At 67.7% G+C, this 25593-nt stretch carries 25 protein-coding genes; 11 read left to right on the top strand and 14 right to left on the bottom strand.

Going from position 1 to position 25593, the window contains the following annotated elements:
- Positions 1-240 precede the first annotated feature (240 nt).
- Entirely contained in the window at positions 241-1488 is a 1248-nt protein-coding gene (locus QUV35_RS05430) for a patatin-like phospholipase family protein (RefSeq protein WP_300871440.1), read from the top strand.
- A 210-nt stretch (positions 1489-1698) separates the two neighbouring features.
- Positions 1699-2685: a magnesium/cobalt transporter CorA gene (corA, locus tag QUV35_RS05425; protein ID WP_300871438.1), complete on the top strand. Its 987-nt coding sequence runs from the start codon at positions 1699-1701 to the stop codon at positions 2683-2685.
- A gap of 9 nt (positions 2686-2694) precedes the next feature.
- On the opposite strand, the gene QUV35_RS05420 is transcribed toward corA, so the two are convergent.
- The gene (locus tag QUV35_RS05420) at positions 2695-3177 is read right to left on the bottom strand and encodes a glutathione peroxidase (protein ID WP_300871437.1); all 483 of its coding nucleotides are present in this window, start codon (positions 3175-3177) and stop codon (positions 2695-2697) included.
- Between the two features lie 180 nt (positions 3178-3357).
- On the opposite strand from QUV35_RS05420, the gene QUV35_RS05415 reads away from it, so the two are divergent.
- Positions 3358-4542 (top strand): hypothetical protein, encoded by a 1185-nt coding sequence (locus QUV35_RS05415; RefSeq protein ID WP_300871436.1) that lies wholly within the window; start codon positions 3358-3360, stop codon positions 4540-4542.
- Positions 4543-4620: 78 nt separating this feature from the next.
- On the opposite strand, the gene lplT is transcribed toward QUV35_RS05415, so the two are convergent.
- Positions 4621-5904: a lysophospholipid transporter LplT gene (gene lplT / locus QUV35_RS05410; RefSeq protein ID WP_300871435.1), complete on the bottom strand. Its 1284-nt coding sequence runs from the start codon at positions 5902-5904 to the stop codon at positions 4621-4623.
- Between the two features lie 196 nt (positions 5905-6100).
- On the opposite strand from lplT, the gene alr reads away from it, so the two are divergent.
- Positions 6101-7213, top strand: a complete 1113-nt coding sequence (alr, locus tag QUV35_RS05405; protein ID WP_300871434.1) for an alanine racemase — start codon at positions 6101-6103, stop codon at positions 7211-7213.
- On the opposite strand, the gene QUV35_RS05400 is transcribed toward alr, so the two are convergent.
- The 6 genes from QUV35_RS05400 to QUV35_RS05375 all read right to left on the bottom strand — a co-directional run bounded on the left by QUV35_RS05400 (position 7165) and on the right by QUV35_RS05375 (position 12157).
- Positions 7165-8766 (bottom strand): glycosyltransferase family 39 protein, encoded by a 1602-nt coding sequence (locus tag QUV35_RS05400; RefSeq protein ID WP_300871432.1) that lies wholly within the window; start codon positions 8764-8766, stop codon positions 7165-7167. The genes alr and QUV35_RS05400 overlap by 49 nt on opposite strands.
- Before the next feature lie 10 nt (positions 8767-8776).
- Positions 8777-9136 carry an SMR family transporter gene (locus tag QUV35_RS05395; RefSeq protein WP_300871430.1) on the bottom strand — a complete coding sequence of 120 codons (360 nt, stop codon included), beginning with the start codon at positions 9134-9136 and terminating at the stop codon, positions 8777-8779.
- A 7-nt stretch (positions 9137-9143) separates the two neighbouring features.
- Positions 9144-10619: a UbiA family prenyltransferase gene (locus QUV35_RS05390; protein WP_300871428.1), complete on the bottom strand. Its 1476-nt coding sequence runs from the start codon at positions 10617-10619 to the stop codon at positions 9144-9146.
- Positions 10620-10692: 73 nt separating this feature from the next.
- Positions 10693-11331 (bottom strand): exopolysaccharide biosynthesis protein, encoded by a 639-nt coding sequence (locus QUV35_RS05385; RefSeq protein ID WP_300871426.1) that lies wholly within the window; start codon positions 11329-11331, stop codon positions 10693-10695.
- Positions 11328-11738: a hypothetical protein gene (locus tag QUV35_RS05380; RefSeq protein WP_300871425.1), complete on the bottom strand. Its 411-nt coding sequence runs from the start codon at positions 11736-11738 to the stop codon at positions 11328-11330. Before QUV35_RS05380 ends, QUV35_RS05385 begins: the two co-directional genes overlap by 4 nt.
- Complete coding sequence (locus QUV35_RS05375; RefSeq protein WP_300871423.1) at positions 11735-12157, bottom strand: TerB family tellurite resistance protein; 423 nt, start codon at positions 12155-12157, stop codon at positions 11735-11737. The genes QUV35_RS05380 and QUV35_RS05375 overlap by 4 nt, the downstream gene beginning before the upstream one ends.
- Before the next feature lie 93 nt (positions 12158-12250).
- On the opposite strand from QUV35_RS05375, the gene QUV35_RS05370 reads away from it, so the two are divergent.
- Complete coding sequence (locus tag QUV35_RS05370) at positions 12251-13138, top strand: LysR family transcriptional regulator (protein WP_300871421.1); 888 nt, start codon at positions 12251-12253, stop codon at positions 13136-13138.
- 1 nt (position 13139) lies between these two features.
- Here the strand turns inward: QUV35_RS05370 and QUV35_RS05365 are convergent, their stop codons facing one another.
- On the bottom strand, positions 13140-14330 hold the full coding sequence (locus tag QUV35_RS05365; RefSeq protein WP_300871420.1) for an AI-2E family transporter: 1191 nt from the start codon (positions 14328-14330) through the stop codon (positions 13140-13142).
- Between the two features lie 142 nt (positions 14331-14472).
- Between QUV35_RS05365 and QUV35_RS05360 the strand changes: the two genes are divergently transcribed.
- Complete coding sequence (locus tag QUV35_RS05360; RefSeq protein WP_300871419.1) at positions 14473-14892, top strand: CopG family transcriptional regulator; 420 nt, start codon at positions 14473-14475, stop codon at positions 14890-14892.
- Between the two features lie 31 nt (positions 14893-14923).
- On the top strand, positions 14924-16060 hold the full coding sequence (locus QUV35_RS05355; protein WP_300871418.1) for a PHB depolymerase family esterase: 1137 nt from the start codon (positions 14924-14926) through the stop codon (positions 16058-16060).
- A 31-nt stretch (positions 16061-16091) separates the two neighbouring features.
- On the opposite strand, the gene QUV35_RS05350 is transcribed toward QUV35_RS05355, so the two are convergent.
- Positions 16092-17378 (bottom strand): BLUF domain-containing protein, encoded by a 1287-nt coding sequence (locus QUV35_RS05350; RefSeq protein WP_300871416.1) that lies wholly within the window; start codon positions 17376-17378, stop codon positions 16092-16094.
- Between the two features lie 300 nt (positions 17379-17678).
- Here QUV35_RS05350 and QUV35_RS05345 point away from each other — a divergent pair, with 300 nt between their 5' ends.
- Complete coding sequence (locus QUV35_RS05345) at positions 17679-18107, top strand: ankyrin repeat domain-containing protein (protein WP_300871414.1); 429 nt, start codon at positions 17679-17681, stop codon at positions 18105-18107.
- Positions 18108-18202: 95 nt separating this feature from the next.
- Here QUV35_RS05345 and QUV35_RS05340 read toward each other — a convergent pair whose 3' ends face one another.
- Entirely contained in the window at positions 18203-19093 is an 891-nt protein-coding gene (locus QUV35_RS05340) for a Tim44 domain-containing protein (protein ID WP_300871412.1), read from the bottom strand.
- 163 nt (positions 19094-19256) lie between these two features.
- The gene (locus QUV35_RS05335) at positions 19257-20201 is read right to left on the bottom strand and encodes a LysR family transcriptional regulator (RefSeq protein ID WP_300871411.1); all 945 of its coding nucleotides are present in this window, start codon (positions 20199-20201) and stop codon (positions 19257-19259) included.
- A gap of 117 nt (positions 20202-20318) precedes the next feature.
- Here QUV35_RS05335 and QUV35_RS05330 point away from each other — a divergent pair, with 117 nt between their 5' ends.
- The 3 genes from QUV35_RS05330 to QUV35_RS05320 are packed head-to-tail and all read left to right on the top strand — an operon-like array spanning position 20319 to position 23780.
- Positions 20319-21830 carry a CoA-acylating methylmalonate-semialdehyde dehydrogenase gene (locus QUV35_RS05330; RefSeq protein WP_300871410.1) on the top strand — a complete coding sequence of 504 codons (1512 nt, stop codon included), beginning with the start codon at positions 20319-20321 and terminating at the stop codon, positions 21828-21830.
- Positions 21831-21843: 13 nt separating this feature from the next.
- Complete coding sequence (locus tag QUV35_RS05325) at positions 21844-22140, top strand: DUF2007 domain-containing protein (RefSeq protein WP_300871408.1); 297 nt, start codon at positions 21844-21846, stop codon at positions 22138-22140.
- Positions 22137-23780 (top strand): GMC family oxidoreductase N-terminal domain-containing protein, encoded by a 1644-nt coding sequence (locus tag QUV35_RS05320; RefSeq protein ID WP_300871407.1) that lies wholly within the window; start codon positions 22137-22139, stop codon positions 23778-23780. Before QUV35_RS05325 ends, QUV35_RS05320 begins: the two co-directional genes overlap by 4 nt.
- Positions 23781-23810: 30 nt before the next feature.
- Here the strand turns inward: QUV35_RS05320 and QUV35_RS05315 are convergent, their stop codons facing one another.
- On the bottom strand, positions 23811-24254 hold the full coding sequence (locus QUV35_RS05315; protein ID WP_300871529.1) for a hypothetical protein: 444 nt from the start codon (positions 24252-24254) through the stop codon (positions 23811-23813).
- Positions 24255-24266: 12 nt separating this feature from the next.
- Complete coding sequence (locus QUV35_RS05310; RefSeq protein ID WP_300871406.1) at positions 24267-25574, bottom strand: ammonium transporter; 1308 nt, start codon at positions 25572-25574, stop codon at positions 24267-24269.
- Between the last annotated feature and the right edge of the window lie 19 nt (positions 25575-25593).

The following is a 25593-nucleotide window of genomic DNA, read 5'->3' as shown; positions in this document are numbered from 1 at the left end:
TGAGACAAGCCGCCTGGGGCGAGACCTCCCGACGGCCACTGGGATGTCTTGATCCCACTATGCCCACGAAAGCCATGCGGCGCAAGTCGGCAAGGGCAACAATGCGTGCGATCGGTCCGGGATGGCACCCTTGTGAGGCGTGTGGCGCAAGGATGCTGCAGCGCAGGATCGCATCGCCTATGCTGTGCAGCTGGTGACCGCCCCCCGCAGGATGTGCCCTTTCCCGGATCAGAAGCGCCCATGTCTCTCGACACCCTCATCACCCACAACGTGCTGACGCCCACTTCACAGGCGGTGACGCCCGACGCCTGCGCACTGGTGCTGATGGGCGGCGGCGCGCGCACCGCCTACCAGGCCGGCGTGCTCAAGGCGATGGCGACCATGCAGCCGGCCGGCAGCCGGGCCTTCCCGTTTCAATGGTTGTTCGGCACCTCGGCCGGCGCCCTCAACGCGGCCTATCTCGCCAGCGTGGCGGAACAAGGCCTGGCCGCCTTGCCGCAACTGGCCAGGTTCTGGACGGGTCTGCGCTCGGATCATGTGTACCGGTTGCAAGCCCCCGGTTGGGTGCGTGCCAACCGGCTGGCGGCGGGCTGGACGCTGGCGCGACAGGTGCGGCGCCACCGCGCCCTGCTCGACACGCTGCCGCTGGTGGACACGCTGCACCGCGCGATCAACCTTCAGGGGCTGGAGCGGGCGCTGGAACAGCATGTGATCCACGCGCTGGGCGTGACGGCTTCCAGCTACACCAGCGGCGAACACTGGACGTTCTGCCAGACCCGGGCCGGACACCCGGTGCAGCCCTGGCACCGGCCCGGCCGCCGGGCGGACTTCCAGCCCGTGACCATCGAACACCTGATGGCGTCCAGCGCCATCCCCTTTCTGTTTCCAGCGGTGCCGCTGTGGGTCGACGGTCACAAGGAGCATTTTGGTGACGGCTCCATGCGCCAGCTCTCGCCGTTGTCGCCGGCGATCCACTTCGGCGCGCGGCGCGTGCTGGTGATCGGGGTCGGCCAGCCGCAACGCTCGGGCATGGTGGTTCGCGCCTCGGGCGACCCCACGGCCGGCACCATCGCCGGTCATGCCATGGCCAGCGTTTTCCACGACACCTTGCAGGCCGATGTGGAACAGGCCCAGCGCGTGAGCCAGACCCTGTCACGCCTGCCGCCCTCGCTGGCTGCGGCCCTGCCCTACCGACCGGTCGATGTGCTGGCCATCCAGCCCAGCTTTTCGCTCGACGAACTGGCGCACAAGCACATCGGAGAGTTGCCCGCGCCCACCCGCAACACGCTGGCCGGGCTGGGGGCGCTCGACACCGCGCGCGGCGCGGCCGGCAGCGCGGCCTCGCTGGCCAGCTACCTGCTGTTCGAACCGGGATTCGTGCATGCGCTCATCGAACTCGGTGAACACGACGCGTGGCGCCGAAAGGACGAACTGGTGCGCTTCATGGCGCCTCATGCGCCGCTCTCGGAAACAGCCGCAGTGCCATAATTCGGCGATCCCCCAAACCCCGGAGAGTTTCATGGACAGCACGCCCCCCAGTCGCGTGCTTTCAGTCATGCGCGACACCGCCGTCTGATCGCCGCCTGCATCGCGGCGGCCTGCATCAGGCGGTCGGCTGACTGAAAGCACCTTACCCGCCCTCGGGTCCGCCAGCGCGGCCCGGTTCTTTCAGACAGCAGACTTCGCCGGGAGCGCTCCATGCTCAACGTGTTCACACTGGCCAATGGCCGCCTCTTCCAGGAAGAGATCGAATCGCTCGAAGAACTGGCGCAGTTCAAGCCGATCTGGGTCGACCTCGAAGACCCCACACCCGAGGAACGCCGCTGGGTCAAACAGCATTTCGGCCTGTCGATCCCCGAAGACGCCATGGACGAGGACATCGAGGAGTCCGCGCGGTTCTTCGAAGAAGACAACGGCGAGCTGCACGTGCGCTCCGACTTCCTGATCGACGACGAAGACGACCCGCGCGCGGTGCGAGTGGCCTTCATCCTCAACGAGCACAACGCCACGCTCAAGAGCCAGGGTGTGCTGTTCTCGATTCACGACGAGGACGTGCCGGTGTTCCGCCTGCTGCGCATGCGCGCACGGCGCATGCCGGGTCTGATCGAGGACGCCAAGGACGTGCTGCTGATGTTGTTCGACGCCGACGCCGAATACTGCGCCGACACCCTGGAAGACATCTACGACGAAATCGAGACGGTGAGCAAGAAAGTGCTCAACAGCAATGCATCGGACAACCTGCTCAGCGAAGCGCTCTCTGCGATCGCGCGGCACGAGGACATGTCGGGCCGCATCCGCCGCAATGTGATGGACACGCGCCGGGCGGTCAGCTTCATGATGCGCAGCCGCCTGCTGAGTGCCGAGCAGTTCGAAGACGCGCGCCAGATCCTGCGCGACCTGGACTCGCTCGACAGCCACACGGCCTTCCTGTTCGACAAGATCAACTTCCTGATGGATGCCACGGTGGGTTTCATCAACATCAACCAGAACAAGATCATCAAGATCTTCTCGGTGGCCAGCGTCTCGCTGCTGCCTCCGACGCTGGTGGCGAGCAGCTACGGCATGAACTTCGCCTTCATGCCCGAGCTGCAGTGGCAGTACGGCTACCCGCTGGCGCTGACGCTCATGGTGCTCTCGGCCGTGGGACCCATGCTGTATTTCCGCAAGCGCGGCTGGCTGCGATAGCCAACCGGTTCAGGCCAGGGCAGCCTCGATGTCCGCCGCCAGCTTCTCGGGCGCGTCCTGTGGCGCGTAGCGCTTGATCACCCGTCCGTCCTTGCCGACCAGAAACTTGGTGAAGTTCCACTTCACCGCCTTGCTGCCCAGCAGGCCAGGCGCTTCGGCCGTGAGCCACTGGTACAGCGGATGGGCCTGCGCGCCGTTGACGTCGATCTTCTCCATCATGGGAAAACTCACGCCGTAGTTGAGTTGGCAGAAACTGGCGATCTCCTCGTTGCTTCCCGGGTCCTGGCTGCCGAACTGGTTGCACGGAAAACCCAGCACCACCAGCCCCCGCCCGGCGTAGGTCTGGTGCAACTTCTCCAGCCCGCCGAACTGCGGCGTGAAGCCGCACGCACTGGCGGTGTTGACGATCAGCAAGGGTTTGCCCTTGAACTGCGCGAGCGAGACCGGTCGTCCGTCGATGGACAAGGCTTCAAAATCGTGAATGCTGGACATGCAGGGCTCCGTAGGGCTGGGGTCGTGAAAGTTAGGGCCCGATCCGTGATCGGTGCCGCACGGCAGGTGTCGTATTTCAAATGACGACGCATCCGGGAGACAGCGTATTCCTTTCCAGAAAAGGCATACTCGTCAAGGTCTTGCGACATCAACCAAAGTTTCAGCGGGCGGGGCAAATCGATGGTGGCAGCATATTCGGTGGCGTTGGTGGGCTTCACGCAAGCCGAATCGGCCACATTCGAGTCGTTTTTCCGGATGGCTGCGCGCCGCCCCCCCAGCTATGTCGTGCAGGACGAGGTCATGGATGCGCAGATCCTGGTGGTCAATGCCGACAACACCCAGGCGCTGCATCTGGTGCAGTACGCAGAACTGCCCGGCAAGATCCTGCTGGTGGGCCAGTCCGACGGCGGCACCGGTTGGCCCTTGCAACGCAAGCCGGTCAAGCTGGTTTCGGTTCTCAACGCGCTCGATGCCATCGTCGGTGTGCGGCCCGCGGCAGCGGCACAGCGCACGCCTGCGGGCGGTGCGGCGGTCAGCCAGCCCTACCAGAACTCCCAGTTGCAGGGCCTTGAAGCCAGCATGCGCCTGGCCAGCGGCCGGCTTGCTGCGCCCGATCACCTGCCGCCGGTGGCTGCCAGCGCCGGCGCAGACCGCAGTTTTTCGGCCACCCAGTCCCCCGAGGAAGAGTCCAGACCGATGGCTCCGGCGGTGAGCGCGCGTCGTCGCCGTGCCGCGGACACCGAATTTCCGGCCACACGCCCGATGGAACGCGGTGAAGAACGCACGCTGGCGGCCACCCCGCTGCCACAGCGTCCCGCCGCGGCCGGCGCACGACAGGGCACGATGCGATTGACCGACTTCGGCGGTCTGGACGACCTGCCTTCACCGCCCGCGCCGCGCGCCACCCGCGCGCCGCGCTCCAGGATCAGCACCGACAAGACAGCGGTGCCCGAGGTGGCGCGCGGTGACATGCTGCTCGTGGCCGAGAGCCTGGTGGAAGGCCGCATCCTGCTCAAGCGCTTCAAGCGCTATGGATTGACGATCGACTGGTCGCGCGAGGCGACGCAGTCCCTGGTGATGCTCAAGGCCAACCATTACCGGCTGGTGGTGATCGACCGGCTCAAGGGCGACCCCGATGCCAACCAGATCTGCCGCTCGGCCAAACAGACCAAGGGCCCCAAGGGGGCGCCGGTGGTGATCATGTTCGCGCCAACGGCCGGCAGCATGGACCGCATGAAAGCCGGGCTGGCCGGCAGCGACGCCTACCTGTCGCGCTCGGTCAGCGAGAGTGATCTGTACAAGGTGCTGGCGCAACACCGGCTCGTGAGCCTTGACGGCTTCGCGCCAACCAACGTGGGCTTTTGACCTTCCGGGGCGCGACCCGAAACGCGCGAAGCAGCGCAAATTCCGAACACCGCGTTGGCGGCGCAAAGGTGGGTCGTTTCACCCGTGAAGGTCGTCGCGGCGCGCGATTTCCAGCAAACGATCGAGCTCGTGTGGATGGGCCCGCTGGTTGTGGCGGTGCCACAGTGCGATCACGGCCATGAAGCCCGCCACCAACACGCCAAAGGCGGTGATGGCGGTGAAAGCCGACCAGCCTGCAGCGGTGGAGGCGCTGTAGAGCGCACCGAGGAACAGGATGCAGGCCTGCTCGTTGAAGTTCTGCACCGCGATCGAACGTCCGGCGCCCATGAGGTTGTGCCCACGGTGCTGCAGCAGGGCGTTCATCGGCACCACCAGAAAACCGCCCAGGCCACCCAGCAGAACCAGAAACGGTGCGGCCACCCACACGTTGTCGATGAAATTCATGAGGATCACCAGCACCCCCATGGCGATGCCCAGGGGCATCACGCGCGTGGCCTGGTCCAGCCGCATGCGCATGGAGGCCACCACCGCCCCCACCGCCGTACCGAGCGCCACCACCCCCACCAGCGACGACGCCTGCGTGGTGCCATACCCCAGCGCCGCGCCGGCCCAGGCCAGCACGATGTAGCGAAGGTTGCCCGACACACCCCAGAACAGCGTGGTGGTCGCCAGGGAAATCTGGCCCAGCCGGTCGCGCCACAGGCGGCTGTTGCAGCGCCAGAAATCGGGCAGCAAGGCCCATGGGTTGCGGGGCATGGGGCGGGGGGTCACGCCGGTGAGCGGGATGCGGGTGTTGAACCAGGCCGCCAGCATGTAGACCAGCATCAGCGCGGCCACCGCGGCCTGGGCGGGGTGGTGGATGCCGGTATGAAGGCCCGGCAGGTCGATCGCCAGCAAGTGGGCCGACACCCACGGGCTCACCAGCTGGCCGCCGAGCAGCACGCCCAGGATGATCGAGGCGATGGTCAGCCCTTCGATCCAGCCGTTGGCCTTGACCAGCTGGGACGGCGGCAACAGCTCGGTGAGGATGCCGTACTTGGCTGGCGAATAGGCCGCCGCGCCCAGGCCCACCAGCGTGTAGGCCAGCAACGGGTGCACACCGGTGAGCATCAGCAGGCAGCCCACCACCTTGATGGCGTTGCTGATGAACATGACCTGGCCTTTGGGGCGCGCATCGGCGAAGGCGCCCACGAAGGGTGCCAGCACCACGTAGAACAGGGCAAACAGGGGGACGAGGGCCGCGCTTTGCCACTCGGGCGCGCCGCGGGTGCGCAGCAGTTCGATCGCAGCCACAAACAGCGCGTTGTCCGCCAGCGAGCTGAAGAACTGCGCCGTCATGATGGTGTAGAAGCCGCGCTTCATGGCGATGATTTTGAGCGCCGGGTGGCCTCAGCGGAGCGGGGCTGAGCGGGTCGCAGCGGCTTTTTTATGCGACAGTTGACGGGGGTCTCCAGGGGATGCGGGGTTATAGCACGCCACCCTGAAACGACCTCGAATTCACCCGCGTTGACCACGCGCGCAGCGCCCCCCGATGACCGGCCTCACACCCGCCTGCTCCATGCCCCGCCCCATCCTTGCCACCGTCCACACCGACGCCCTGCGTCACAACCTGCAACGCGCCCGCGAGTGCGCACCCGACGCGCTCGTCTGGGCGGTGGTCAAGGCCAATGCGTACGGTCATGGCATCGAGCGCTGCTTCGACGCGCTGCGTTCGGCCGACGGGTTCGCCCTGCTGGATCTGGCCGAAGCCGAACGGATCCGCGCACTGGACTGGCGCGGCCCCATCCTGCTGCTGGAAGGCGTGTTCGAGCCCCGCGACCTCGAGCTGTGCTCGCGCCTGCACCTGTGGCACACGGTGCACTGCACCGAGCAGATCGACTGGCTCGCTGCGCACAAGACACTGGCGCCGCACCGCGTGTTCCTCAAGCTCAACAGCGGCATGAACCGACTGGGCTTCACGCCCAACGCATTCCGCAGCGCCTGGGCGCGACTCAATGCCCTGCCCCAGGTCGACGAGATCTCGCTGATGACGCACTTCAGCGACGCGGACGGCCCGCGCGGCATCGCCCACCAGGTGGCCGCCTTCGAGGCCGCCACGGCCGACCTGCCGGGCGAGCGCACCCTGTGCAACAGCGCCGCCCTGCTGCGCCATCCGGGCGAGGCCCTGCGCGGCGAGGGCGTGAGCACCCTCGCCGCCGACTGGGTTCGCGAGGGCATCGCGCTGTACGGCAGTGCGCCCGACTTTCCCGCGCGCTCGGCCGCCGACTGGAACCTGCAGCCGGCCATGACCCTGGCGAGCCGCATCATCGGCGTGCAGAGCCTGCAGCCGGGCGACACCGTGGGCTATGGCTCCACCTTCACGGCGGACAAGGCCATGCGCATCGGCGTGGTGGCCTGCGGCTACGCCGATGGCTATCCTCGCCACGCCCCGAACGGCACGCCGGTGCTGGTGAACGGGGTTCGCACGCGCTTGGTGGGACGGGTGAGCATGGACATGGTCACCGTGGACCTGTCCGGCCAGGACGGCGCCGGCATCGGATCGGAGGTGGTCCTGTGGGGCCGGTCTTCGGCCGCGACGGTGCTGCCGGTTGACGAGGTTGCGGCGGCGGCCGGGACGATTGGCTATGAATTGATGTGCGCCGTGGCCGCGCGCGTCCCTTTTTCTTCCTGAGCGGGCGGGTCCAGGCGGGAAGGGGAGCAGGAAACAAAACCGTAGCGTTCACAGAACGGGCTGCCGAGCAACGGCAACCACGCCGGCACGTCGTGGAATTCCCGCGCCACCGCGGCCAGCACCCCGTCGCGGTAGGCCTGGAAACGGAACCCCACCCCATCCACCGCGAAGAACGGCACACCCTGCACCTCGAAACGCTTGACGCTCACGCGCTCGAAGAAAGGCTCGAACTCGGCGAGCACCGGTTCGTCGTAGAGAAACACCCGGATTGGCTGGCCGTCGTAGCGCCGGAAATCCACGATCTGGTCGTCCTGACGGGCGTGGTGGCGGCCCACGCCGAACACCGGAATGTAGGCGCCGTGGTGAAACGCCAGCATGCCGGCCGGGTTGTAGGTGCGCGCCATGAGCGTGGCGCCCGGCGGCAGGTCGCGCCTCAGCTCGGCCACCACCGCGGGTGTTTCGCGCAGGAACACCGCGCGATCGTGAATCTTGAAGGGTTGCCACCAGGCCAGCGGTGCCCAGGCGATGGCCGCCACCACCAGCAAGTGCGGCGCGGACAGCGCCACCGTCCAGGCCAGTGCCCTGCGCAGCGGCCGTGCCTCGAGCCGAAGGCCGGCCCAGACCACGAACAGCGGCACGAAGCCCAGCACCCAGTGCAGGCCGATGGTGCGGCGCGTGCTCAGCAGCGCGAACACCACCACGGGAAAGAGCCAGAGCACCGCCAGCGTCGTGCGCGTGGCGGCCGAGGTGCCGGGTGCCGGACGGGCCGCCGCCGCGCGCCACAGCAGCCAGGGCGTGAACAGATAGACCGCCATCGCGGCGTAGGTGGCGAAGGTCTTGAGCGACCAGGCCGACGCTTCGTTGCGGTTGAACAAGTTGAACATCACGTTGGTCCAGCCGTGGGTGGCGTTGAAGGCCACATTGATCACAATCGAGGGCAGGGCCAGTGCAAAGATCAGGAACGGCGCCCACCAGCGCTCGCGCCGCCAGCCCAGGCAATGCGCCGCATAGGCGAAGCCCAGCAGCGCCGCGAAGTACTTGGAGAGGAACGCCAGACCCAGAAACAGGCCGGCCAGCGCATACCAGGGCACGCTGCGCGCAGCACTCGTGTCGGCCCGCAGGTAGGCCCAGGCCGACAGCGCCATGAAGAAGATCAGTGGCGTGTCGGTGGTCACCAGAACGAACATCCAGCTCCACGGCATGGCCAGGTACACCGCGCCCGCCAGCCAGGCGCTGGATTCGCGCTCGTCGGGCAGGAGGCGGCGCAACACATCGACGATGCCCAGCGCGATCACGCTCGTGACCAACAGCGTGAAGCTGCGCAGCGCCAGCGGGTGGTCGCTGATCTGGCGCAGCAACGCCAGCAACCATCCCACCATCGGCGGATGGTCGGAGTAGCCCCAGGCCGGGAACACGCCCCACTGGTAGAAGAAGGCTTCGTCACCGGTGAACGGAAAGCCCGCTGCGATGACGATCTTCAGAGCCAGGGTGATGGCGAAGGTCCACCAGAAGATCTGGCGGCTGGCGTGGGCGGAGAAGGCGGAGGCTCGCATCGCAGGGCGCTCAGGCGTCGAGCGCCAGCAGGCTCACGCCCAGCACGATCAAGGTGCAGCCCGCAACCCGCAGCCAGGAAAACGGCTCGCCCAGCCACAGCACGCCCAGCGCCATCGTCACCACGAAACCCATGCTCACCAGCGGGTAGGCCAGGCTCACGTCGAGCCGCGACAGCACCCACAGCCACAGCACGGCGCTGGCGCCATACAGCACCAGGCCGAGCCACACCATGGGGCTGCCGAGGGCATGCAGGTAGGTGGCACCCACATCGCCACCGGCGGGCACACCCATGCCGCGTTTCATGGCGATTTGCGCAGCCGAGGACAGCAGCACACAGAAAACGGCCAGGCCGATGGCGATGGATTTCATGGGCGACTCAGAGTCCGATGGTGGCGGTGATGCCGATCCCGCCCATGGCCAGCAAGGTCATCCAGCTGAACGGGTCTTTCAAGGCGAACTGCAGCGGATCTTCGCCGTGCAACTCGCGCCGGCCGGTCTTGAGCCAGATGCGCATGATCCAGAGCAGCAGCACAGGCGCCGCAGCCCACAGCCATTGCGGATTGGCATAGAGCATCTCGCTGTTCTGGCTGTCGATGTACAGGGCCAGCACCATCACCGCCAGGAAGCCGCTGGCCATGCCCATGGCGCGCAGCGACGGGAGGTCCCGCGGCTGGTAGCCCCGGCCTGGCGCCAGCGTGGCGTGCTTGTCGTCGAGTTCCTCGAGTTCTGCGCAACGCTTGACCAGCGCCAGACTGAGAAACAGGAAGATGGAGAACGCAGCCAGCCAGTTGGACAGCGCCACGTTGGCCGCCACCGCACCGGCAGCGATGCGCAAGGTGTACAGGCCCGAGAGCACCAGCACGTCGATCAGCGCCATGCGCTTGAGCACCATCGAATAAGCCAGGGTGGTCACCGTGTAGAGCAGCAGCATGCCGGTGAATGTCGGTGACACCGCCCAGGCCAGCACGAAGGCCAGCACCAGCATCGCGCTGCCCAGCAGCACCGCCAGCGGGATGCTGATCGTTGCGGCGGCCAGCGGCCGGTGTCGTTTGAGGCGGTGCGCCCGGTCGTTGGGCAGGTCCAGCAGGTCGTTGAACAGGTAGGTGGCCGATGCACACAGGCCGAAGGCCACGAACGCCAGCAGCACCAAGCCCCACAGGTGGGGATCGGTGCGGTGTGACGCCAGCAGCGGCACGAACAGCAGGGCGTTTTTCGACCACTGCTTCAGGCGAATCGCCCGCAGAACGGTTTTCAGCCGCAACGGCTCGCGCTCGAACACGCGGGCCTGCGGGTGGACCCGCTGCAGCTCACTGACCACGCGGGCCGGAGCGTTCACCGCCACCGCTTGCGCGCTGCCCTGCCACACCGCGATGTCGTCTGCGCTGTTGCCGGCGTAGGCCCAGGTGCTGTGGCCGCGCGCCCGGGCGTGCGAGGCGATCGCGTCGCGCTTGTTGGCCCGGCTCAGGTTCAGGCCGTCGGCGCCGGCGTTGGTGCCGAGCGTGTCGTCGAACAGCTGGAGGTGTTCGGCCACGTCGCGCACGATGCGCGCATCGGCGGCGCTGGCCAGCACCAGACTGCGCCCGCGGTCGCGCTCCTCGCGCAGGAACTGCATGAAGTGTTCGTGGTACGGCAGGCGGGCCGGGTCGGGGCGCACGGCGTTGGCCAGTTTGCGCTTGAAGCCGGCCTTGCCCAGCGCCAGCCATGCGAACAGCCGGAACAGGTGGAAAGGGTTGCGGCGGATGTACAGCATCACCGACTCGTACAGGGTGTCGCTGGGCGTGAGCGTTCCATCCAGATCCACGTACAGCGGGCAGGTGTCGGATGGCAAGGCGGTGGCGGCGGCAGGCGTCAAATGTGAGGTCCGGAGAAGTGTGGGCCGATTCTAGACGCCGCGCGTGACGCGCATCCCCTCTTCGCCGCGCAGCTCAGGCAGGAAGCCAGGCCCAGGCGCGGTCCACCAGCTGCACCAGCAGGCTCGCCAGCGAGGCGGTGTAGGCCAGCGCCGCACAACCCGCCAGCGCAGAGACGGCCAGGGCCACGCCGTCGCGAAACATCCAGCCCAGGCTCAGCAGGATCAGGCTCAGGCTGGGCAGCACATTGCCCAGCGGCAAGGGCAGGAAGATCACCGCGGCCATCAAGGCGATCCATGCGCCCCAGCCCCAGCGCGTGGACCGGTGGCTCCAGAGCGACCAGCGAGGCTTCAGCCACCGGTTGGCCCGCTCGTACATCCAGGCCAGCCCGTGCAGACAGCGGCCGGTCCATCGCTCGTTCAGGCTCAAGGCGCCCAGCCGGCGGGGCAGTTCCATGTCGTCGAGCCCGCGCATCCACGCGCCCGCGATCGCCAGGATGCCCAGGCTGAGCACCGTGCCGGCGCCGGCGATCGGAACCACCGTGAGCAACGCCATGAGCATCAGCACGACCGCGGTCGAGTTGTCGCCATGCAGCCGCAGCAACTCGGCCAGGCTCAGGCGCAGGTCGACCTGCCCGGCCGGTGCCTGCATCCGCGCCCCGACCGTGTGCACACGGGCCGCACGACGCAGCGATCGGGCAAGGCCTTGGTTCAAGCGTGGCCGTTCGCGGACGCGCCGCGCAAAGCGGTGGGTGTGTTCAGCCGGCCCGCCAACCAGTGCAGGCCCATGGCGAGCGCCAGCAGGCACAACATGCCCAGGCCCCAGCCGGTCCACAGCAACGGCGCGATCCAGCCCATCAGGCTTTCGCTGGAGGGCGCCACCTGGCCCAGCCATTGAACCAGGTCGACCCACAGGACCTGCACGGCCTGCAGCCATGCCGGATCGACCCACAGCGCGGCCCAGGCCGGCACCGGCCACTGGCCTACCGACGTGGCCACCGCAGTGGCTTCGCCCGAGCCGGCCATGCCCAACAACCAGCCGGTGACCTGCACACCCACGGCCACCAGCGCGGTCCAGCAGACACCCAGAAGGGCAAAGACGCTCCAGACGATCGCTTTCATGACAAGGCTCCTTCGGGGTTTTTGGGTCGCTCGGGCAGCTGACGCCATTCGCGGGTGAAGCTGTCCAGCAGCGCGGTCTCGCCTTCTGCAACGTGGCCGTCGGCCGCCACGACAGCTTCGCACAGGGCGACGATGGTGGCGCGCAGGGCCGGGTCGGTCACCTCGGCCAGCAGGGACTTGCGGGTGGCGGCGTCGAGCTGCGACGAGCCCAGCCACTCTCCGCGCGCACCGGCCAGCAGATCTTCGCAAAACGCGTCGATCACGGCCTTGAGGTCCTCGGGCGACAGCCCGAGCTGGCGCGCAGCGTCCAGCCGGTCCAGGGCCCGGATCTCGCTCAGGGCGTAGTTGCCATCGGCCACCAGTGCCATGGCCAGCAGACGGGCTGCGGCCTGCGGACTGTTCGCGGCGTAGGTTCGCATGGTGATCTCCTGACGAAAAGTAGCGAGCATAGGCGTGCAGGCTTGCTTGGAAAAGCAGAGAATCACTGCACCAACATTCTGAAAAACCGAAGCATGAACACGGAACTCAACTACAAGCACCTGTATTACTTCTGGGTCACCGCCAAGGAAGGTGGCATGTCGCACGCTGCTGCCCGCCTGGGCATGGCGGTGCAGACGGTAAGCGCCCAGGTGCGACTGCTCGAGCAGTCGCTCGGCCACGCGCTGTTCAAGCCGGCGGGTCGAGGCCTGGCCCTCACCGAGTCGGGGCAGGCCGCCCTGCAGGTGGCCGAGCAGATCTTTCACCTCGGTGAACAGTTGCCCGCCGCCGTGCGCGACGCCACCCGCGCCAGCGAGGTCCGGCTGGTGGTGGGCATCTCCGACGGCCTGCCCAAACTCGCGGTGCGCGACCTGCTGGAGCCGGCACTGGCCGAGCCGAACCTGCGCCTGCTCTGCCACGAGGGCGAGTTCGACGATCTGCTGGCCGAGCTGGCGCTGCACCGGCTCGACGTGGTGCTCTCCGACCGGCCAGCGCCGGCCAATCCCAACCTCAAGCTGTACAGCCACGCACTGGGGTCGTCCGCCCTCGGCTGGTTCGCGCCCCAGGCCTGGCTGGCCGAGGCGCGACGCGACTTTCCCCACAGCCTGGCCTCGGTGCCGGTGCTGCTGCCAACAGCCCATGCGTCGGTTCGCCTGCGCATCGACCAGTGGTTCGAGGGCCATGCCGTGCTTCCGCGGGTGGTGGGCGAGTTCGAGGACAGTGCCCTGCTGGCCACCTTCGGGGCCTCGGGCATGGGGGTGTTCCCGGCCGCCGAGCGCATGCGCGAGAAGCTCTCCAAAGGTTATGGGCTGCGCTGGATCGGCGCCTGTGACGGCGTGCGTGAGCACTTTTACGCCATCGGCACCGCGCGCAAGGTGCAGCACCCGCTGGTGCAGCGACTGCTCAGCGCGCCGGCGGTGTGAGTCAGGGCGCCGGCGGATCAACCGGTGGCTGCGGCTCGGGCGTCGTCTGCACGCTGGATGGCTTGTGCGGTGGCATCAGGGGCCGCGTGGTGGTCTGGATGTGCCAGACCGCCACGAACATGGCTGCGATGGTGGGGCCGACCACAAAGCCGTTGATGCCCATCACCGCGATCCCGCCCAGCGTGGTGATCAGCACCAGGTAGTCGGGCATGCCGGTGTCCTTGCCGACCAGCAGCGGGCGCAGCACGTTGTCGGCCAATCCGATGATCAGCACGCCATAGGCCACCAGGGCCGAGCCCTGCCAGACATCGCCCACGGCAAACAGGTACAGGGCCACCGGCAGCCAGACCAGGCCAGCGCCCACGGCGGGCAACAGGGAGAGCGCGGCCATCAGCACCGCCCACAACAGCGCCCCATTCACTTCCAGCACCCAGAACGCCAGTCCACCCAACATGCCCTGCACCAGCGCCACCACCAGATTGCCCTTGACGGTGGCACGCAGCACCGTGCCAAAGCGCTCGAGCAGTTCCTGCTTGTGGTCCGGCGGCAGCGGAATGGCCATCCGGACGCTGCGCACGATGCTCGCGCCGTCCCGGGTGAGGAAAAAAGCCAGGTACAGCGTGATGAACACGCTGACCACCAGCGTGAAGGCGTCCTGTCCCAGATTGAAGGTGTGCGTGGCGATCAACTCGCTGCCCTGGGAGAGCAAGGCGTTGAACTTGCGCTGCACCTGGTCGAAGTTGCCCAGACCAAAACGCCTGAGCAAGCCCATCAGCCCGTCGGGCAGGGCGTCGAACAGGCCGCGCAGCATCAGCGCGGGATTCACCTCGCCCGACTGGATGCGGCTGTACATCTGTGTCGCCTCCCGGGCCAGCGAGATCAGCACCAGCACGGCGGGCAGCACCACCACCATCAGCGCAGCCCCCATGGTGACCAGCGCGGCACGCGTGTGCCGGTGGTTCATGCGCGGCAACAGCCAACGGTAGAGCGGCGCAAACATCAGCGCGATGATCGAACCCCAGAGGATGGTGCCGAAGAAGGGCAGCAGGATCCAGGCAAACGCCACCGTGACGGCGGTCAGCATCAGACGCAGCGTGAGCGCCGCCGAGACGGCGGGGGCCGGCAGCGGCGAAAGGCTCTGTGGCTCGCTGGAACGGGATTCGGTCGCCTTGGGGGTGCTGGGTGTGTTCATGGTCACCGCGGGGAGTGTGAGGGCGCAACGAGTATGGCGCTGTTCGCCAGCGCACCCCGGTGTTGTCAGGGGGACACGCCCTTGCAAAGGCCGCAAACGTGTTCAAATACCATCCATATGGAATCCACATGGATGGCAAAACATGACACTGCGACTGCTTGAGTCCCGCCCGCGCGTGGGCGACTCCGAGAAGATGACCGTCAACCTCGGCGTGGTCGATCTCGGCCAGGTCGACCTGCTGGTGCAGGAAGGTTTCTATTCAAACCGCTCCGATCTCGTGCGCACGGCGGTGCGCAACCTGCTCGCCACCCACGCCGACACCCTGAAACAGACCGTGGCCCGCAAGACCCTCACCCTGGGGTTGCAACACCTCACCCGCGCTGACCTCGAGCGCAGCGTGGCCGAAGGCGTTCGCTTGCGCATCCAGGTGGTGGGTCTGGCCCGCATCGACGACGACGTCACGCCCGAACTTGCACTGGCCGCCATCGAGAGCGTGTCGGTGCTGGGCGCCTTTCATGCCAGCGCGGCGGTGCGTCGTGCGCTGGCGACCCGCACCGTCTGAACCCTCTTTTTCCTTCAACGAAACACCCCCATTGAAAACCCCCATTTCGCCCACGCTGGCCATGAACATCAACGACACCATCGGCAAGGCGCTCGCCCAGGCCGGGCTGGACACCCGCTCCGGACCCCTCCAGGGCGTCACGCAGACCATCCGCAAGGCACTCGCCGCCGCCGGCCTGGGGGGTGAGGCTTCACCCGCAGCCGGTGCGTCCGATGTGATCGAGGTGGCAGCGCGTGACCTCTCGGCCCGCCCCGCGGCAGGGGATGCCGGTCAGTTCACCCGCCGCACGCTGAACCATCCTGCCGGCGTTCGCGACTACAAGCTCTACCAGCCCGCCGCAGGGGCGGGCATGCCAACCGGTCCACGACCGCTGGTCGTGATGCTGCACGGCTGCACCCAGTCGGCCGACGACTTTGCCGCCGGCACGCAGATGAACCGGCTGGCCGACCAGCACGGCTTTCTGGTGCTCTATCCCGAGCAATCGACCAGCGCCAACGCCTCGCGCTGCTGGAACTGGTTTCGTCCACAAGACCAGCTGCGCGAAGGCGGCGAACCCGCCCTCATCGCCGCCATGGTGCGGGAGGTGATGGTCGAATCTGCCGCCACCCAGCCGGTGGATGCGAAGAGGGTATTTGTCGCGGGCCTCTCGGCCGGCGCGGCCATGGCGGTGATCCTGGGCGAGACCTGGCCCGACCTCTTCGCGGCCGTGGGCGCGCACTCGGGCCTGCCGTTTGCGGCGGCGCACGACATTCCTTCGGCACTGGCGGCCATGAAAGGTCGCGGCGTGATGGGACAAGCCCACTTCCCGGGCACCGCCGACGACCCACGGCGCAAGACCACGCACGCCGTGCCCACCATCGTGTTCCATGGCGACCGCGACCACACCGTCCAGCACAGCAACGGCGAGCACATCGTGGACCGGGCGCGCCATGCCGTTGCGGCGCTGGGCGCCAGCAGCGAATCCGGCAGCGCGGCTGGAGGACGCCGCTACACCCGAACGGTTCACGCCGATGCCGCAGGTCGCGTGATCGTCGAGCAGTGGACCGTGCACGGTGCGGGCCACGCCTGGTCGGGCGGTGATGCCACGGGCTCGTTCACCGACAACGCCGGCCCCGACGCGTCGGCCGAGATGCTGCGGTTTTTCCTGGCCCAGTCGCCACGGGCCTGAGGCGCCTGGCCGGACTGCCGGTGCAGCGGCTTCAGCCGCGTGCGGCGGAGGCCTGAAACGAGGGCACGACCAGCACCGCCGCGGTGCTGGCGCCGTCGGCGCCCACACTGTGGATGAGTTCGGGCAGCGGCTCGTCGTGATCGAAGAACACGCGCCCGCGCACCACCACCACGAGCGCTGGGTTCGGTGAGGCGCTGCGCACGGCGGCGATGGTGGCCGCCATGCGCGGCATCCAGTCTTCCCGGCTGAAGGCCAGGCTCAGCGAGAGGTCCACCACATCGAACCACTCGCGCTTCACCAGCCGGGTCAGGGTGGCGGTGTCTTCGGGGAATTCGCACCGCGTGTCCCAGCCTTCCCGCCACATCATCTCGGCGTCGAACACCGCGCCCATCAGGTGCTGTTCGCCCGGCAGCGGCGCAATCAGGATGCGCCCGCGCAGGCGCTCTTGCGGACGCTCGTTGTGATCGGCCTCCAGGCACAGCTTGCGAAACGACTGCTGCAGGCGGCCCAGGCCGAGCGTCACGTCGAATTCGGACACCTCGTCGGAGGCCCACAGGTCCCCCAGGTCGCGCGCTGCCGGTTCGGAGACCCACATGCACGAAGCGCGCAGCGAACCGGCTTCGGCATGCAGGATGTCCAGCAAGGCAAACGCTTCGGCCGGGTCGGCCGCCACCAGCAGCCGCGCCAGGCTGGCCATGCGGGGATCACGATCGGCCTCCGCGCGCAGCGGTTGCTCGATGCCGTAGCGCGGAGTGACCTGGGGCAACACGGTGGAGTCCACCACGCGTTTGAGAATTTCGTGGTCCAGCCGGGCGAACTCGTGTTCAAACTCGGGGTGGGCCGGGGCGTTCTGCCATTGGTCGCAGGGGGATGCGTGCGGCACACCCTGCTGGCTGCGCAGCAGCTCGATGAGGTTGTGCGGCGGACTCATGCGCGCGTCGTTGGCCGCATCGGGGCGCTCGTCCGGGTCGCGCTCACCGAGCTTCATGCCCCAGTCGGGAAAGCAGCGCACGGTGCTGGGCATGTGGCCCAGGATCTCCACGTCGGTGTGGCGACGATCGGCCCGGATCGACTGCCAGACGCGGTCCACCCCTTCGGCCGGGCCCTCGAGCCATTGAAGGAAGCGCCCGCCGTCGTAAATCAGCAAGCCCGTGATCGACTCGACCCGGTTGCGCTGGAGGGCGGATTCCACCAACTGCCTCAGCTCGGCTTCGTCCAGCGGGGTGACGCAGCGGCTGCGGTAGACGAGCGTGGCCAGCGACGGCTGTGCACTGTCGTGAACAACAGAAGAGATGAGACTGGAAGGGCGGGACAACACGACGCGCTCGGTGGGGCTGGGTGGGAAGGCGCGAGCGGGAGGCTGGCGCTGATCGGTTCGTGGTATCGGGTCGGGAACTCTGGGCCGAGTGCATGATCCGTTCCGGCCCAATTCCCTGTCAACCCAAGGTTTACCCGGGCCTTGAAAATACCGAATGGGTGTTGAAAACCCGAACCGGCGTGGCGCAGTCCATCAAAGGCATTCATGTGCGTCGCCCTGGCGAGCCGTGCCCCGGTCTGCACAGGCGCCGGCTTCTGGGATCATGCGACATCCCCGACCCAACCTTCACCACACCGACCGATGACCGACTGGAAGACCCAACAGATGATCAAGGCCTCGGGCTGGCCGCTCGCACCCGAGCTGCTCGCGCCCGGCGCCGACTTCAACGCCCCGGCCGAGGGCGGCCTGGTGCCCTGGCACTGGGCCTGCAGCGAAGGCAAGGCCGGACTGGTGCGCCACATGATCGAACACGGCGCCAACCTGCAGGACCGCACCCCGACCGGCCAGGGCATGCTGCACATGGCGGCCCGATCGAAAAGCTTCCAGGTGGTGATGCTGCTGATCGACGCGCTCAAGGCCAGCGGCGCTCCCGCGCCCGACGAAGGCCTGCGCTCCTTTCTTGCGAAAACCTTCAGCAAAGGCCACCCCGACTCGAAAAATCGCCTGCAACAAGCGCTCAAGGACTGGGACCGGTTGCAGCGGCAGGCACCACCCGCCCGGTCCGACTGAGGGGCAGCGCAGACCGCTGGACGAAAAAAACGCCCCGGCAAGCAAATGCCGGGGCTCGCGCAGCGCTGCATCGGCGGGAATGACCCGCCGCGGCCTCAGCTGCTTTGCTGGATACCGGCCAGCAGCCAGCCGCCCTGGCCCTGGCGCGGCTTGGTCAGGTGCCAGATTTCATCGAAGCTCTCCGTGCTGTCGGCCCCGCTGTCACGGGTCTCGCCTGCGAACCGCACGCTCACGACATAGCGGCTGTCGCCCTCTTCCACCTCCAGCACCTCGGCTTCGATGCGCACCACGTCGGTGTGCTGGGCGGCGCCGTCGCGCTCGCTCAGGTCCATCTGCAGCTCGGCAAACATCTCCGGCGTCGTGAAGGCGCGGATGTCATCGAGGTTGCCGGCGTCGTTGGCGGCCTGCAGGCGGATGAAGTTGACCTTGGCGTTGCGCTCGAAGGCCTGCACGTCAAAGTCGGCCGGGATGCGGCTGGCCGTCGCGCCACCCAGGGAAGCACCGATCATGGAGCCGCCACCGCCATTCACCGGCGTGCGAAGGGTCTGGTGCTGCGGCGCGGCCTGGCGCGAGGCACCGGCGGACGCGTAGGCCAGACCACCCGAGCCGCCTTGCTGGGCCATGGCGCGCTTGCGCATGATGAAGCCGAACACCGCGATGGCCGCAGCGATCATCAGGCCGATCATCAGCATGTTGGCCAGGCCTTCGCCAAAGCCCAGGTGCGAGGCCAGCGCCATGAGGCCCAGGCCCGCGGCGAGACCGGCGATCGGACCCATCCAGCTGCGACCGGTGCTGGCCGCGGCCGCACCGGCACCCGCGGCGGCAGGCGTGGCCGTGGGTGCAGCGGGCGCCTTGGCCGGCGGGGTGGCCTGACGCTGCATGCCGAAGGACTTGCCGCCGCCCATGCGCTTGGCCTCGGCGTCGAAATGGGCAGCGCCAAGGCCCAGGGTCATGACCACGGCCAGCAGGGAAATCCACTTTTTCATCAAAGTCTCCATCGGGAAAATTAGGTACGGTGCAGGGTAGTCCACACGAACATCCTGTTAAAGCAGAGATATCGGGAGCATGACTTCGTAAAAACAGAAGTTGAAAGACCCACAGCCGTGCCCACGGGGGGCGCCTTCCGGGCCGGCGGCATCGCCGGGCGGCTCAAGGCGCCGCAAGACCGGGCAGGCCCGGGCCCCAGACGGCGCCCAGCGCCGCCCACGCAGCCTCGATCACCGGCTCGCCCGCGCGCGCGGCCAGGCAGACGAAGCTGAGGTCGCAGGCCAGCTCCACCTGGTCGGCGATCGCCAGGCCGTGGGTCTGGGCTTCGTGCATGGCAATCGAGTCGCGCACCAGCGACAGGCCCACGCCGCTTTTGACCAGATCGAGCATCGACGCCTCCTGGTCGACCAGCGCCACCCGCCTGGGTTCCAGGCCGGTGAGCGAACCGGGCCCGAACACGCGGCGCTGCAGGCGGTGGTGCGCGCTGGCCGGCGGGGTGGCCAGCCAGGGCAAGGCCGCGAGGGCCTTCCAGTCCTTGCCGACGACCTGCGGCCCCCAACCGGCAGGCGCGAGCACGCGGTAGGTGAAGCGGGTCAGTGCGCGAAACCGGTGGGCGGGACCGGCGGGGTCGTCGGGCAGGTTGAGGAAAAAGCCCACATCCAGGTCGCTGCGGTCGATCAGGGCAAGCACGTCGCCGCTCATGCCCTGTCGCAGCTCGGTGCCGACCTGCGGACTGGACTCGACCAGCTGTTTCAGAAAGGCCCCCAGGCGGGTGAATTCGGGGTCGAGAATCGTGCCGATGCGCAAGGTGCCGCGCACCGTGTTGTGCAGGCCGGCGGCGGCCTGGCCGAAGTCGGCCAGCGCGGCCAGCGCCTTGTCGGCCAGCGGCAGCAGCGCAGCGCCATCGTGCGTGAGCGCCATGCCCTGGGCGGTGCGGGTGAAAAGCTGCAGGCCGGTGGCCTCGGCCAGCGCCTTGAGCTGCAGGCTCACCGCAGGCTGGCTCAGGTGCAGGCGCAGGGCGGCGCGCGACACATTGCCTTCGCGGGCCACGGCGGCAAAGGCACGCAGGGTCTGTGGATCCACATGGGTCAGGGTGGGTTGCTTCATCGGGACTCCAGAACGGGCAGCGGCATTATTTGAAACCCTTATAAATCTTGTCCGGCGATTTCATTGGATTTTTGCGATTTTTCCTTTCACACTTGACCCATTCTTAGGAGATTCACCATGAGCATCGCAAATATCAACCATTTCATCGGCGGCCAGGTTGCTGCCGGCAGTTCGTCGCGCCAGCAGGACGTTTTCAACCCGGCCACCGGTGCGGTGACCGGGCGTGTGGCGCTGGCCAACGGCGCCGACGTGAACGCCGCGGTGGCTGCCGCGCAGGCGGCCTTCCCGGCTTGGGCCGACACGCCACCCATTCGCCGGGCGCGCGTGATGTTCAAGTTTCTGGAGCTGGTCAACCAGCACAAGGACCAGCTGGCCCACCTGATCACCGCCGAACACGGCAAGGTGTTCACCGATGCGCAGGGCGAAGTGGCGCGCGGCATCGACATCATCGAATTCTCTTGCGGCATCCCGCAGCTGCTCAAGGGCGACTTCACCGACCAGGTATCGACCGGCATGGACAACTGGACGCTGCGCCAGCCATTGGGCGTGGTCGCCGGCATCACGCCGTTCAACTTCCCCGTGATGGTGCCCATGTGGATGTTCCCGGTGGCGATTGCCGCGGGCAACACCTTTGTGCTCAAGCCCAGCCCGATCGACCCCTCCGCTTCGCTGTTCATGGGCGAGCTGTTCAAGCAGGCCGGCCTGCCCGACGGCGTGTTCAACGTGGTGCAGGGCGACAAGGAAGCCGTGGATGCGCTGCTGGTCCACCCCGATGTGAAAGCCATCAGCTTCGTCGGCTCCACGCCGATCGCCAACCACATCTATGAGACCGGTGCCCACCACGGCAAACGCGTGCAGGCCCTGGGCGGCGCCAAAAACCACATGGTGGTCATGCCCGATGCGGACCTGGACCAGGCGGTGGACGCGCTGATCGGTGCGGCCTACGGTTCGGCCGGTGAGCGCTGCATGGCGATCAGCGTGGCGGTGCTGGTGGGCGACGTGGCCGACAGGATCATGCCCAGGCTGGTCGAGCGCACCCGGGCACTCAAGGTGCTCAACGGCACCAACCTGGCCGCCGAGATGGGCCCGATCGTCACCGCCGCGGCGCACCAGCGCATCACCGGCTACATCGAAGCGGGTGCCAGCGAAGGCGCGCAGATGCTGGTGGATGGCCGCGTGTTCGACGCCACGCAGACCGGTGACGGCTGCGGCAAGGGCTTCTGGATGGGTGGCACGCTGTTCGACCATGTCACCACCGACATGAAGATCTACAAGGAAGAGATCTTCGGTCCGGTGCTCTCGTGCGTGCGCGTGCCCGACTTTGCCAAGGCGGTGCAGATCATCAACGACCACGAGTTCGGCAACGGCGTGAGTTGCTTCACCCGCGACGGCAATCTGGCACGCGAGTTCGCGCGGCGCATTCAGGTGGGCATGGTCGGCATCAACGTGCCGATCCCGGTGCCCATGGCCTGGCACGGTTTCGGCGGCTGGAAGAAGAGCCTGTTTGGTGACATGCACGCCTACGGCGAGGAAGGCGTGCGCTTCTACACCAAGCAGAAATCGATCATGCAGCGCTGGCCGGAGTCGATCGGCAAGGGTGCTGAATTCGTCATGCCAACAGCCAAGTGAAGCAGGGCCGGGCGTGAGCGACGGCAACAGTCCCTACGACCCGGTACTCGGTGACTGGCAAACGCTGATCACCGTGTTCAGCCCGACCGAGGCGTACATGCTTCGCGGCATGCTGCAAGCCGCCGGTGTGCCGGCGGCCGTGGCCGACGCGCACCTGGTGCAGGCCTACACGCTGCTGGCCGGTGCGATTCCCGTGCGTGTGCAGGTGCCCGAACACCGGCTGGCACAAGCCAAGGCGGTGCTCGTGGCTTTTGAGCGCGGCGACTACGGACTGAGCGACGACCACCCAGGCGAGGAGACGCCTCCATGAACAACACCACCTTCGACTTCATCGTCATCGGCGCCGGCACCGCGGGCTGCCTGCTGGCCAACCGGCTCAGTGCCGACGCGTCCCGGCGCGTGCTGCTCGTCGAGGCTGGGCGCAAGGACGACTACCACTGGATCCACATTCCGGTGGGCTACCTCTACTGCATCGGCAACCCGCGCACCGACTGGCTCTACCAGACGGAGGCCGACCCCGGGCTCAACGGGCGCCGGCTGCGCTACCCGCGCGGCAAGGGCCTGGGGGGCTGTTCCAGCATCAACGGCATGATCTACATGCGCGGGCAGCGTCGCGACTACGACCAGTGGGCGCAGCTCACCGGCGACGACGACTGGTGCTGGGACAACTGCCTGCCCGACTTCAAGGCCCACGAAAACCACCACCGGCTCGATGCCGCGCAAGATCCGGCGTTCGCCAGGCTGCATGGGCATGGCGGTGAATGGCGCATCGAAAAGCAGCGCCTGCGCTGGGACGTGCTCGACGCGTTTTCGCAGGCGGCCCAACAAGCCGGCGTGCCCGCCAGCACCGACTTCAACACCGGCGACAACGAGGGCGTCGGCTACTTCGAGGTGAACCAGAAAAGCGGCTGGCGCTGGAACGCCTCGAAAGCGTTTCTGCGCCCGGCACAGGGTCGCCCCAACCTCACCGTGTGGACCGAAACCGCCACCGACAAGCTGGTGCTGGAGCACGATGCGAACGGTCAGTTGCGCTGCACCGGCGTCGAATTGCTGCGCGGCGGTCAGACCGTGCGCGTGTCGGCCACCCGCGAGGTGGTGCTGAGTGCGGGCAGCATCGGCTCCCCGGCCATCCTGCAGCGCTCGGGCATCGGCCCGGCCGCCCTGCTGCAACTGCACGGCATTGTCGTTCGGCACGAGCTGCCCGGGGTGGGCGAAAACCTGCAGGACCACCTGCAGATCCGGGCGGTGTTCAAGGTCCAGGGCGCGACCACGCTCAACGTGCTGGCCAGCAGCCTGTGGGGCAAGGCGAAGATCGGGCTCGAGTACGCGATCAGGCGCAGCGGCCCCATGAGCATGGCGCCCAGCCAGCTCGGCGCCTTCACCCGCAGCGACCCCGCCCAGCCCTGGCCCAACATCGAATACCACGTGCAGCCGCTCAGCCTCGATGCCTTTGGCGAACCGCTGCACAGCTTCCCGGCTTTCACGGCCAGCGTGTGCAACCTCAATCCCACCAGCCGTGGGCATGTCCGCATCACCTCGGCGAAGCCCGATGCCGCGCCGGCGATCGCGCCGCGCTACCTGAGCACGCCCGAAGACCGGCAAGTCGCCGCCGACAGCCTGCGCGTGACGCGCCGCATCGTGGCCCAGCCGGCGTTGGCGAAGTTCCAGCCGGAAGAATTCAAGCCGGGCGTGCAGTTCCAGAGCGACGAGGAGCTCGCCCGGCTGGCCGGCGACATCGCCAGCACCATCTTCCACCCGGTGGGCACCACCAGGATGGGGCGGTCCGACGACCCCTTGGCGGCGGTGGACAGCCACCTGCGTGTGCGGGGCGTGGCGGGGCTGCGCGTGGTCGATGCGGGCGTGATGCCCACCATCACCAGCGGCAACACCAACAGTCCCACGCTCATGATTGCGGAGAAAGCGGCGCGCTGGATAGCCAGAGGGGTTTGAAGGCCGTTCACCCTGAACGGGTGTCGTCGGTCAGCGAATGCCGCCCACGTAGCGGCCGTCCGGCTCCTCGCCGTCCTTGCGCTGCCCGCCGAACACCGAGTTCAGGGTCGACTCGATGAAGCCACTGTTTTGCCCTGCCGGCATGGAGTTGGCAAACCCGCCCGATCGCGGGGTTGCTGCGCGCTGTGCCGTTGCCGAACTGACCTGTCCCGCCTTCAGCGTGTCGGCCGCGGCCTGCAACAGGGGCTTGCGAGCGGGAGCCACCATCAGCGGAATGGCCGCTTCGAGCTTGTCGGCCAGGGCCAGCAGGTCGGCGTGGTCGCCCGCCGTGGCTTTCTCGCGGGTGAACCGCAGGATCTCACGCGCGTAGTCCGCGTTGCCGGCCAGCCACTCGGTGTCGGTCACGCGGCCGGTCTTGCGCCGCAGCAGCACATGCAGGTGCGCGGCGAGGGCAAAGACGTCGTTTGAAGTCATCGGGTGGTTGCCTCAGTGACCGAGCTGTTCGTTGTGCAGGGACACGTCCAGGCCGGCGCGCTCCTCGAACTCGCGCACCCGCAGCGTCGTGAAGCGCGAGGTGATCCACAGCACCACGGCCGTCATGACCAGGCTGTAGGACAGCACGGCCACGCATGCGATCACCTGAGCCATGAAGCTGGCCTCCACGCCCGAGATCGCCGGGTCGGCCAGCACGCCGGTGAGCAGCGCGCCCACCAGGCCGCCCACGCCGTGCACGCCAAACACATCGAGCGAGTCGTCGGCACGCAGCTTGCGCTTGAGCGTGGTGGCGCCCCAGTAGCAGGCCACGCCCGCCACCAGACCGATGATGAGCGCGCTGCGCGGGGTGACAAAACCCGCCGCCGGCGTGATGGCCACCAGGCCCGCCACCACGCCCGAGCACAGGCCCAGCAGCGAAGCGCGTTTGCGCGCCAGCCACTCGGCGCCCATCCATGAAAGCGCGCCTGCCGCCGCCGCGATGTGCGTGACCGCCATGGCCAGGCCTGCGCGGCCGTCAGCCGCCAGCGCGGAGCCGGCGTTGAAGCCGAACCAGCCCACCCACAGGAGGCCGGTGCCGGCCATGGTCAGGCCCAGGTTGAACGGCACGAAGGGCTCGCGGCCATAACCCTCGCGCGGCCCCAGGGCATAGGCGCAGACCAGTGCAGCCGCACCGGCGTTGATGTGCACCACCGAGCCACCGGCGAAGTCCAGCGCACCGAGCTGCGCCAGCCAGCCACCGGGCTCCCACACCCAGTGGGCGATGGGCGCGTACACCAGCAGCAACCACAGGCCGGTGAACGTGAGCAAGGCACCGAAGTGCATGCGCTCCACCAGAGCACCCACCACCAGGGCGCAGGTGATGATGGCAAAGGTGAGCTGGAACATGGCAAACACCGATTCGGGCACGTGCCGGGCAATGTGGCTCACGGCCACCTGTCCGGTGGAGCCCAGGAACTCCATGCCGGAGAAACCCATGCGCTCCACGCCGCCGATGAAACCGCCCAGCGCGCCGCCCGGGGTGAAGGCCAGCGAGTACGCCACGCCGAACCACAACAGGCTCACCACCGCGGCGATGCCGACCACGCTGGCCATGGTGTTGATCACGTTGAAGCGGCGCACCATGCCGCCGTAGAAAAGCGCGATGCCCGGCAAGGTCATCAGCAGGACCAGCGCCGTGCTCATCATGAGCCAGGCGGTGTCGGCACCCTGAATGGAGCTGGCCGCCACCAGACCCGGCGCGGTGAGCGCGGCAGCGGGCGCTTCGGCGGCGGCGGGCGCCGACTGCGCGACGGCGGTCAAGGGAGATAGAAGGGCAAGG

This window comes from Hydrogenophaga sp., assembly GCF_030373225.1.
Classification (GTDB): Bacteria; Pseudomonadota; Gammaproteobacteria; order Burkholderiales; family Burkholderiaceae_C; genus Hydrogenophaga.
This window is presented reverse-complemented; position numbering and strand designations above follow the sequence as displayed.

Bases quoted from the DNA above. Each gene is read 5' to 3' on its own strand.
- QUV35_RS05430 (WP_300871440.1), top strand. From the start codon at position 241: ATGTCTCTCGACACCCTCATCACCCACAACGTGCTGACGCCCACTTCA.
- corA (WP_300871438.1), top strand. From the start codon at position 1,699: ATGCTCAACGTGTTCACACTGGCCAATGGCCGCCTCTTCCAGGAAGAG.
- QUV35_RS05420 (WP_300871437.1), bottom strand. From the start codon at position 3,177: ATGTCCAGCATTCACGATTTTGAAGCCTTGTCCATCGACGGACGACCG.
- QUV35_RS05415 (WP_300871436.1), top strand. From the start codon at position 3,358: ATGGTGGCAGCATATTCGGTGGCGTTGGTGGGCTTCACGCAAGCCGAA.
- lplT (WP_300871435.1), bottom strand. From the start codon at position 5,904: ATGAAGCGCGGCTTCTACACCATCATGACGGCGCAGTTCTTCAGCTCG.
- alr (WP_300871434.1), top strand. From the start codon at position 6,101: ATGCCCCGCCCCATCCTTGCCACCGTCCACACCGACGCCCTGCGTCAC.
- QUV35_RS05400 (WP_300871432.1), bottom strand. From the start codon at position 8,766: ATGCGAGCCTCCGCCTTCTCCGCCCACGCCAGCCGCCAGATCTTCTGG.
- QUV35_RS05395 (WP_300871430.1), bottom strand. From the start codon at position 9,136: ATGAAATCCATCGCCATCGGCCTGGCCGTTTTCTGTGTGCTGCTGTCC.
- QUV35_RS05380 (WP_300871425.1), bottom strand. From the start codon at position 11,738: ATGAAAGCGATCGTCTGGAGCGTCTTTGCCCTTCTGGGTGTCTGCTGG.
- QUV35_RS05375 (WP_300871423.1), bottom strand. From the start codon at position 12,157: ATGCGAACCTACGCCGCGAACAGTCCGCAGGCCGCAGCCCGTCTGCTG.
- QUV35_RS05370 (WP_300871421.1), top strand. From the start codon at position 12,251: ATGAACACGGAACTCAACTACAAGCACCTGTATTACTTCTGGGTCACC.
- QUV35_RS05365 (WP_300871420.1), bottom strand. From the start codon at position 14,330: ATGAACACACCCAGCACCCCCAAGGCGACCGAATCCCGTTCCAGCGAG.
- QUV35_RS05360 (WP_300871419.1), top strand. From the start codon at position 14,473: ATGACACTGCGACTGCTTGAGTCCCGCCCGCGCGTGGGCGACTCCGAG.
- QUV35_RS05345 (WP_300871414.1), top strand. From the start codon at position 17,679: ATGACCGACTGGAAGACCCAACAGATGATCAAGGCCTCGGGCTGGCCG.
- QUV35_RS05340 (WP_300871412.1), bottom strand. From the start codon at position 19,093: ATGAAAAAGTGGATTTCCCTGCTGGCCGTGGTCATGACCCTGGGCCTT.
- QUV35_RS05335 (WP_300871411.1), bottom strand. From the start codon at position 20,201: ATGAAGCAACCCACCCTGACCCATGTGGATCCACAGACCCTGCGTGCC.
- QUV35_RS05330 (WP_300871410.1), top strand. From the start codon at position 20,319: ATGAGCATCGCAAATATCAACCATTTCATCGGCGGCCAGGTTGCTGCC.
- QUV35_RS05320 (WP_300871407.1), top strand. From the start codon at position 22,137: ATGAACAACACCACCTTCGACTTCATCGTCATCGGCGCCGGCACCGCG.
- QUV35_RS05315 (WP_300871529.1), bottom strand. From the start codon at position 24,254: ATGACTTCAAACGACGTCTTTGCCCTCGCCGCGCACCTGCATGTGCTG.